This is a genomic window from Streptomyces glaucescens (assembly GCF_002154375.1).
Taxonomy (GTDB): domain Bacteria; phylum Actinomycetota; class Actinomycetes; order Streptomycetales; family Streptomycetaceae; genus Streptomyces; species Streptomyces glaucescens.
Genome location: NZ_MUND01000040.1, coordinates 1 through 6,900, shown reverse-complemented (window position 1 = coordinate 6,900; position 6,900 = coordinate 1). Strand labels below are relative to the sequence as shown.

The following is a 6,900-nucleotide window of genomic DNA, read 5'->3' as shown; positions in this document are numbered from 1 at the left end:
AGATGTGTATAGGCGACAGCAAAGTCCCGTCGTCCGCCCGAAGGGCGGGCCCCGCGGCGTCTGGTGCGTGCTCTCGGCGCGCCGGGCGGAGTCCCTCGTACTGGATGTACTTGGGGCTTCGCCCGGCGCGGCGAGAGTGCGTGCCAGGCGTCGCGGGGCAGACGGGACTTTGCGGACACGGCCTAGGGGCGCTGTCCCGGGACGTCGGTGACACGCGTGCCGGGTGCCTGAAGAGGTGAGGTTTTGGCGGTGCCCCGCCGATCCGGCCTGATCGGTGAGACGCCCGTCCTAGCCCTTGTCCTCCCCAGTCCCCTCGTCCGGGCCGTCCGCCCTGCCCGCCCCGCCCGTCCGGTCCCAGGGCCGGTCTCCGCGCGCCGTGCCGGCGAAGCCGCCCCAGCCGCGGCGCACCCGGTCGCCCAGGTCCCCGGCGCCCCCGGCGAGGTCCGTGACCAGCTTCATCAGCGGGTCCTTGGAGTCGCGTACCTCCGAGGCGTAGGCCGCCGCGGACTCGCGCAGCGACTCCGAGACCTTGGTCTCCCCGTCCTCGCCGCGCTTCGGGTAGTGGCCGTCCATGAGCCGCTGGTAGTCGCGGGAGGCCGCCCACTTGTTCAGCTCGGCCGCGCGGACCGTGGCGAAGGGGTGGGAGCGCGGCAGCACGTTGAGGATCTTCAGCACCGAGTCGCGCACGTCCCCGCCCGCCTCGTACTCCTCGGCCTGCTCCAGGAACGCGTCCACGTTCATCTCGTGCAGATGGTTGCCGCCCGCCAGCTTCATCAGCCCGCGCAGCGAGGCCTGGAGGTCCTGCCCGGCCAGCAGGCCGGCGCGGTCGGCCGACAGCTCGGACTTGCGGAACCACTCGCGCAGCGCGGTCACGATCGCCATGATCGCGACATTGCCGAGCGGTATCCAGGCCACCCGGAGGGCGAGGTTGGTCAGGAACAGCAGGATCGTGCGGTAGACGGAGTGGCCGGACAGGGCGTGGCCGACCTCGTGGCCGATCACCGCCCGCATCTCCTCCTCGTCCAGCAGTTCGACCAGGCCGGTGGTGACCACGATGATCGGCTCGTCCATGCCGACGCACATGGCGTTCGGCTGGGGATCCTGCTGGACGTACATCGGCGGGACCTTCTCCAGGTCGAGGATGTAGCAGGCGTCCAGCAGCATGGTGTGCAGATGGGGGAACTGCCGGTCCGAGACGCGCACCGAGTCGGACAGGAACAGCAGCCTCAGGCTCCGCTCGGGCAGCAGCCCGCTGAGCGCCTTGAAGACGGTGTCGAAGCCGCTGAGGCGGCGCAGCGCGACCAGGGCCGAGCGGTCGGCCGGGTGCTCCCAGGCGCGGGAGGAGATCTCCGGGAAACGCCGGCGCCGCCTGCCGGGCAGGCGCTCGGAACCGGTCTGCGGATGGTCGTAGGACATCGGGTCCCCCAGGTGCGTCGGTGTGCCCGGTCCGGACGCCGTGCCCGGACCGCTGCCGGTCCGTGCCCCCGAGGCAAGGCCCAGCCTAGGCGGAGTTACCGTGGACGGGCAGCTCAGCGAAGGGGTCCACGTCATGCAGCACCACGCCGCGTCCGCCTGGCTCATGGCCGCCGCCGAGGAGCCGGGGGGCGGGAACCTGCTCCGGATCCTGCTGATCGTGATGCTGGTGGGCTGTGCGCTGACCGCCTGGCTCCTGCTCCGGGGGTACAGGCGGAAGGACGACTGATCGCGTCCGATGGTTGCCCCGGGGGAGGAGTCGGGGTGATCGTCGCGGAGTCGCCCGCTTACGATGGGCCGACATCTTCATCCCGCCCACACGCGATAGGTCCTGACGACGATGAGCCTCCACACCACCGCCGCCCAGCTGGTCACCCTCGCCTCCGAGGGCGGGGAGCACGGCGGCAACCACGAAAGCCTCAGCCCGCTGCTCACCGGGGGCGGCGCGTTCGTCATCCTGATGCTGCTGCTGTGGGTGACCACGCGCTTCAACCGGGACCGCTGACCTCGGGCGACGACTCCGGCCGTCAAGCTCCGCCGACCGGGCCGGTAGGGTCTGCACGCATGGGAGAGCAGGACATGCCTACCGGTCCGGTGAACGACACGCCGCGAGGCGCGAGCGATGGCGGCAAGCGCCGTCTCGGCGTCATGGGCGGAACCTTCGACCCGATCCACCACGGCCACCTGGTGGCCGCGAGCGAGGTCGCCGCGGCGTTCCACCTCGACGAGGTCGTCTTCGTGCCGACCGGCCAGCCGTGGCAGAAGAGCCACCGCACGGTCTCCCCGGCCGAGGACCGCTATCTGATGACGGTCATCGCGACCGCCGAGAACCCCCAGTTCTCGGTGAGCCGGATCGACATCGACCGCGGCGGGCCCACCTACACCGTGGACACCCTGCGCGACCTGCGCGCGCTCAACCCGGACACGGACCTGTTCTTCATCACCGGCGCCGACGCCCTCGCCCAGATCCTCACCTGGCGGGACACGGAGGAGCTGTTCTCGCTGGCGCACTTCATCGGGGTCACCCGTCCGGGACACCACCTGGACGACCCCGGACTCCCGGAGGGCATCGTCTCGCTCGTCGAGGTCCCGGCCCTCGCCATCTCGTCCACGGACTGCCGTGCGCGAGTCGCCAAGGGCGACCCCATCTGGTATCTGGTGCCGGACGGAGTCGTGCGCTACATCACCAAGCGCGAGCTGTACCGCGGCGAGTGAGCCGAGAGGGGCACCGGTGAACGACCGATACGACGCGGACCACGGGGGCGACGGCCAGTACGAGCTGGTCGGCTACGACGAGTACGGCCGGCCCGTGTACCAGCAGGCGCAGCAGCAGCCGTACGACCCCTACGGGCAGCGGCAGGCCGCCCCGCAGGAGCCCCAGGGCTACGGCTACGACCCGTACACCACGGGTCAGCAGCCGCCGGCCCCCTCCTACGACCCCTACGGGACGGGCGGGCAGCCCCCGTCGGCCCCGTCCTACGGCTCCTACGACGCGTCGTACGGCTCCTACGAGGGCTACGAGGGGTACGACGCCTACGGGCAGCAGGCCCCCGCCCCGCAGCAGCCCCGCGTCGCCGAGCAGACGGCGTACATCCCGCAGCAGGCCCGGCCGGCCGACGACGAGGACGCCCCCGCGCGGGACGCCGGGCCGTGGGACGACGCGCACCCAGACGACGCGCAGCGCGACGACCGCGACTACCGCACCGAGCAGTTCGCGTTCGTCGAGGAGCCCGACGGCGACTCCGAGGACGTCATCGACTGGCTGAAGTTCACCGAGAACCGCACCGAGCGCCGCGAGGAGGCCCGCCGCCGTGCCCGCAGCCGGCTGATCGCCCTGGCCGTCGTCCTCGCCCTGGTCGCGGCCGGCGGCGTCGGCTGGCTCTGGTACGCCGGGAAGCTGCCCGGACTGTCCTCCTCCGACGGCAGGACCGGCAGCGGCGTCGCCGCGGGCGCCCAGAAGCGGGACGTGATCGTCGTCCACCTGCACGACACCAAGGGCGGCGGCACCTCCACCGCCCTGCTGGTCGACAACACCACCACCAAGCAGGGCACGACCGTCCTGCTGCCCAACTCCCTCGCCCTGACCGGTGACGACGGCTCCACCACCACCCTCGCCAAGTCCGTCGAGGACGACGGCTCCTCCGGCACCCGCGAGGCCCTGGACACCGTCCTCGGCACCTCCATCCAGGGCACCTGGCGGCTCGACACCCCCTACCTGCAGATCCTCGTCGACCTCGTCGGCAACATCGAGGTCGACACCGACACCGACGTGCCCGACCCGGCCGCCGAGAAGAAGGGCCAGACGCCGCTGGTCAGCCAGGGCGAGAAGCAGACCCTCAGCGGCAAGATGGCCGTCGCCTACGCCACCTACCGTGCCCCGGGCGAGGCGCCGAACGCCCAGCTGGAGCGGTTCGGGCAGGTCATGCAGGGCGTGCTGCGCAAGATGTCCTCCGACCCCGGGGCCGCCACGACCACCGTGCAGACGCTGGCCCAGATCCTCGACCCGTCGCTCACCGACAAGGACCTCGGCACCTTCCTCGCCGCCCTGTCCGACCTCGCCAAGAGCGGTGACCACAAGACCGCCCTGCTGCCCGTCCAGGACGACGGCACCCTGACCGCAGAGGCCGGCGACAGCGTGGTCAAGGACATCCTCGGCGGCACCGCGAAGAGCCCCGACCAGGGCGCGGCCGTCCGGGTGTCGGTGCGCAACGCCTCCGGCGTGAAGGACAACACCGAGAAGGCCCGCGTGGTGCTCCTCAACGGCGGCTTCACCTTCCTGGAGGGCGGCACGGCCTCCGCCGAGAGCGCGTCGGAGGTGGTGTACGCCGATCCCGCCGACCGGCAGGACGCCACCGAGGTCGCCAAGACCCTGGGCCTGCCCGCGAGCGCGGTCGCCGAGGGCGAGGTGTCCGGCAACGCCGACGTGACCGTCGTCCTCGGCCAGGACTACGAACCGTAGCCACCGCGGGGCCCCGCGTAATGCCGTGGGGCCCCGTCGGCGGTCGTGAGACCCTGGGAGGCAAACGACCGCCTACGGAAAGCCTTGTAGTGACCGCGACCGACCGCTCTCTCGAACTCATCACCACCGCCGCGCAGGCCGCGGCCGACAAGCTCGCGCACGACGTCATCGCCTACGACGTCAGCGACGTCCTGTCGATCACGGACGCCTTCCTGCTGGCGTCCGCCCCCAACGACCGCCAGGTCAAGTCGATCGTCGACGAGATCGAGGAACGCCTCCTGAAGGAACTCGGCGCCAAGCCGGTCCGCCGCGAGGGCGACCGCGAGTCCCGCTGGATCCTGCTCGACTACGTCGACATCGTCGTCCACGTCCAGCACAGCGAGGAGCGCGTCTTCTACGCCCTGGAGCGGCTGTGGAAGGACTGCCCCGAGATCGACCTGCCCGAGGACGCCCGCGCGACCCGCGGCAAGGCCGCGGAGCACGCCAAGCTGCAGGCCGCCGAGGATGCGGCGGAGGCGGGCGGTGAGTGGCGGTGAGCACCACCGGTGAGGTGACCGCCGGGAACCAGGGCCGGGGCCGCCGCGTCATCCTGTGGCGGCACGGGCAGACCTCGTGGAACGTGGAACGCCGTTTCCAGGGCACCACGGACGTCGAGCTGACCGGGACCGGCGTCGCCCAGGCCCGCCGCGCGGCCCGGCTGCTGGCCTCCTTGGGGCCCGACGCGATCGTCGCCTCCGACCTGTCGCGGGCCGCGAACACGGCCGCCGAACTGGCCGCGCTCACCGGTCTGGACGTGACCCTCGACGAGGGCCTGCGGGAGACCTACGCGGGCGTCTGGCAGGGCCTGACGCACGACGAGATCATCGCCCGGTACGGCGAGGAGTACGCCGCGTGGAAGCGCGGCGAGCCGGTGCGCCGCGGCGGCGGCGAACTGGAGACCGAGGTCGCCGACCGCGCGGCCCCCGTGGTGCTGCGGCACGCCGAGAAACTGCCCGACGACGGCACGCTCGTCGTGGTGAGCCACGGCGGCACGATCCGGACCACCATCGGCCGGCTGCTCGGCCTGGAGGCCCACCACTGGGAGAGCCTGGGCGGCCTGTCCAACTGCTGCTGGTCGGTTCTCGGCGAGGGCGCCCGCGGCTGGCGGCTGCTGGAGCACAACGCCGGCACGCTGCCGGAGCCGGTCCTCGGGGACGACGACTGAGCGGCGCCACCGCCCCGGGGACCCGGATTTCACTTTCCGGCAGGTCGCAGGCTAAAGTTCTTCTTGTTCGCCCGGCCGACGAGCAGGGCGAGACACCATGCGGCTCCGGCCGCGTGGCACCAGGGGCTATAGCTCAGTTGGTAGAGCGCCTGCATGGCATGCAGGAGGTCAGGAGTTCAATTCTCCTTAGCTCCACAGGACGAATCCCGTCCCCCTCAGGGGGGCGGGATTTTTTCGTCCCGTTCATGAACACCTGCCTCACGAGTGGCGTATACCTCTGTGGAGACCGGTCCGGCCGGTGCCGTGTCCGGACCGGTACGCGGGCGTCGCTGACCGTGTCGGTCCGGTCGTGGCAGAATCAAACGGCCGGAAGGGGGCGCGGCCCGACGGGAGGGAGTAGCGATGCCTTCGAGCATCACCGAGGAGGTCGGCCACCTCCTCGGCGCAGCAGTGTCGACACGGAACACGGCCACCCGGCTCAGCTGCCCTTCCTGTGGTTCCGCGCACGTGGCCCAAGTGCTCGGCGACAACGGCGGGATCTCCTACGTGTGCACGGCCTGCGGCCACAGCTGGAGCTGATCGATGGGTGCCCACAGGCGAAAGTGCGACTGGTGCGGCAGCGGTACGCCGATCGTCCGGGACATGGAACCGGTGAACCCCGACTACCAGTACTGGTGCGAGGAATGCGCGCGGGCGCTGATCATAAAAGGCGACCCCATCGAGACGTACCGCGAGCTGGAGGGCGAGCCGATCTACGGCCGCCTCCTGGAGGAGCACTGCACCCTCAAGCGGTTCTACTCGTTCGTGACGGCCTGAGCGCGGCGCGCGGCAGACGCAGCAGGAAGCCGCAGCCCGCCGCCGCGTAGAGCCCGGACAGCAGCAACTCGGCGGCTCCCTGGCTCAGTTCGGGCCGCCCCGCGCCGTGCGGCACCCACCACAGGGCGTACGAGCAGAAGACCAGCAAGGTGCCCGCGGCACCCGCGCGGTGCCCGCGGACGGCGAGCAGCAGCACCAGGGGCACGCACCACACCCAGTGGTGCGACCAGGACACCGGGCTGATCAGCAGCGCCGTCACCGCGCACCCGAGCACCGCCCACGCGCGCTGCCCGCGCAGCTCCGCGGCGACCGCGGCGGCGAGCCCGGCGGCGCCGACGAGCAGTGTCGACACCACCCAGGCGGCCCCCGGCTCCGGGGTGTGCAGCGCCCGGGCCAGCACACCGCGCAGCGCCTGGTTCGCGGTCTCCTCCGCGTGCCCCACCCGCCC

The 6,900-nt window shown here is 71.7% G+C and carries 9 protein-coding genes, 1 tRNA gene and 1 pseudogene; 9 read left to right on the top strand and 2 right to left on the bottom strand.

Annotation, left to right across the window (positions count from 1 at the left end):
• Window positions 1–288: 288 nt before the first annotated feature.
• On the bottom strand, window positions 289–1,416 hold the full coding sequence (locus CCN42_RS03225) for a M48 family metallopeptidase (RefSeq protein WP_086732965.1): 1,128 nt from the start codon (window positions 1,414–1,416) through the stop codon (window positions 289–291).
• Window positions 1,417–1,549: 133 nt separating this feature from the next.
• On the opposite strand from CCN42_RS03225, the gene CCN42_RS42430 reads away from it, so the two are divergent.
• The 9 genes from CCN42_RS42430 to CCN42_RS03185 all read left to right on the top strand — a co-directional run bounded on the left by CCN42_RS42430 (window position 1,550) and on the right by CCN42_RS03185 (window position 6,452).
• Window positions 1,550–1,702, top strand: a complete 153-nt coding sequence (locus CCN42_RS42430) for a hypothetical protein (protein WP_086168802.1) — start codon at window positions 1,550–1,552, stop codon at window positions 1,700–1,702.
• 111 nt (window positions 1,703–1,813) lie between these two features.
• Entirely contained in the window at window positions 1,814–1,978 is a 165-nt protein-coding gene (locus CCN42_RS43150) for a hypothetical protein (protein ID WP_086168791.1), read from the top strand.
• A gap of 59 nt (window positions 1,979–2,037) precedes the next feature.
• Entirely contained in the window at window positions 2,038–2,688 is a 651-nt protein-coding gene (gene nadD / locus CCN42_RS03210) for a nicotinate-nucleotide adenylyltransferase (RefSeq protein WP_086732964.1), read from the top strand.
• A gap of 16 nt (window positions 2,689–2,704) precedes the next feature.
• Window positions 2,705–4,432 carry an LCP family protein gene (locus CCN42_RS03205; RefSeq protein WP_086732963.1) on the top strand — a complete coding sequence of 576 codons (1,728 nt, stop codon included), beginning with the start codon at window positions 2,705–2,707 and terminating at the stop codon, window positions 4,430–4,432.
• Window positions 4,433–4,521: 89 nt separating this feature from the next.
• A complete protein-coding gene (rsfS, locus tag CCN42_RS03200) occupies window positions 4,522–4,968 on the top strand; it encodes a ribosome silencing factor (RefSeq protein WP_086168789.1) in 447 nt (148 codons plus the stop codon).
• Window positions 4,959–5,636 carry a histidine phosphatase family protein gene (locus CCN42_RS03195; RefSeq protein ID WP_211294619.1) on the top strand — a complete coding sequence of 226 codons (678 nt, stop codon included), beginning with the start codon at window positions 4,959–4,961 and terminating at the stop codon, window positions 5,634–5,636. The genes rsfS and CCN42_RS03195 overlap by 10 nt, the downstream gene beginning before the upstream one ends.
• Before the next feature lie 122 nt (window positions 5,637–5,758).
• Window positions 5,759–5,831 (top strand) — tRNA-Ala (locus tag CCN42_RS03190).
• Window positions 5,832–6,038: 207 nt separating this feature from the next.
• The gene (locus tag CCN42_RS41115) at window positions 6,039–6,215 is read left to right on the top strand and encodes a hypothetical protein (RefSeq protein WP_107427539.1); all 177 of its coding nucleotides are present in this window, start codon (window positions 6,039–6,041) and stop codon (window positions 6,213–6,215) included.
• 3 nt (window positions 6,216–6,218) lie between these two features.
• Complete coding sequence (locus CCN42_RS03185) at window positions 6,219–6,452, top strand: hypothetical protein (protein ID WP_003976229.1); 234 nt, start codon at window positions 6,219–6,221, stop codon at window positions 6,450–6,452.
• Here CCN42_RS03185 and CCN42_RS03180 read toward each other — a convergent pair.
• Window positions 6,421–6,900, bottom strand: a pseudogene (locus CCN42_RS03180) (glycosyltransferase 87 family protein); the annotation flags it as partial. The gene CCN42_RS03185 and the pseudogene CCN42_RS03180 overlap by 32 nt on opposite strands.

What these genes read in the sequence shown, in the direction of transcription:
- nadD (WP_086732964.1), top strand. Translation starts at nt 2,038, where the DNA reads ATGGGAGAGCAGGACATGCCTACCGGTCCGGTGAACGACACGCCGCGA.
- CCN42_RS41115 (WP_107427539.1), top strand. Translation starts at nt 6,039, where the DNA reads ATGCCTTCGAGCATCACCGAGGAGGTCGGCCACCTCCTCGGCGCAGCA.
- CCN42_RS43150 (WP_086168791.1), top strand. Translation starts at nt 1,814, where the DNA reads ATGAGCCTCCACACCACCGCCGCCCAGCTGGTCACCCTCGCCTCCGAG.
- CCN42_RS03225 (WP_086732965.1), bottom strand. Translation starts at nt 1,416, where the DNA reads ATGTCCTACGACCATCCGCAGACCGGTTCCGAGCGCCTGCCCGGCAGG.
- CCN42_RS42430 (WP_086168802.1), top strand. Translation starts at nt 1,550, where the DNA reads ATGCAGCACCACGCCGCGTCCGCCTGGCTCATGGCCGCCGCCGAGGAG.
- CCN42_RS03185 (WP_003976229.1), top strand. Translation starts at nt 6,219, where the DNA reads ATGGGTGCCCACAGGCGAAAGTGCGACTGGTGCGGCAGCGGTACGCCG.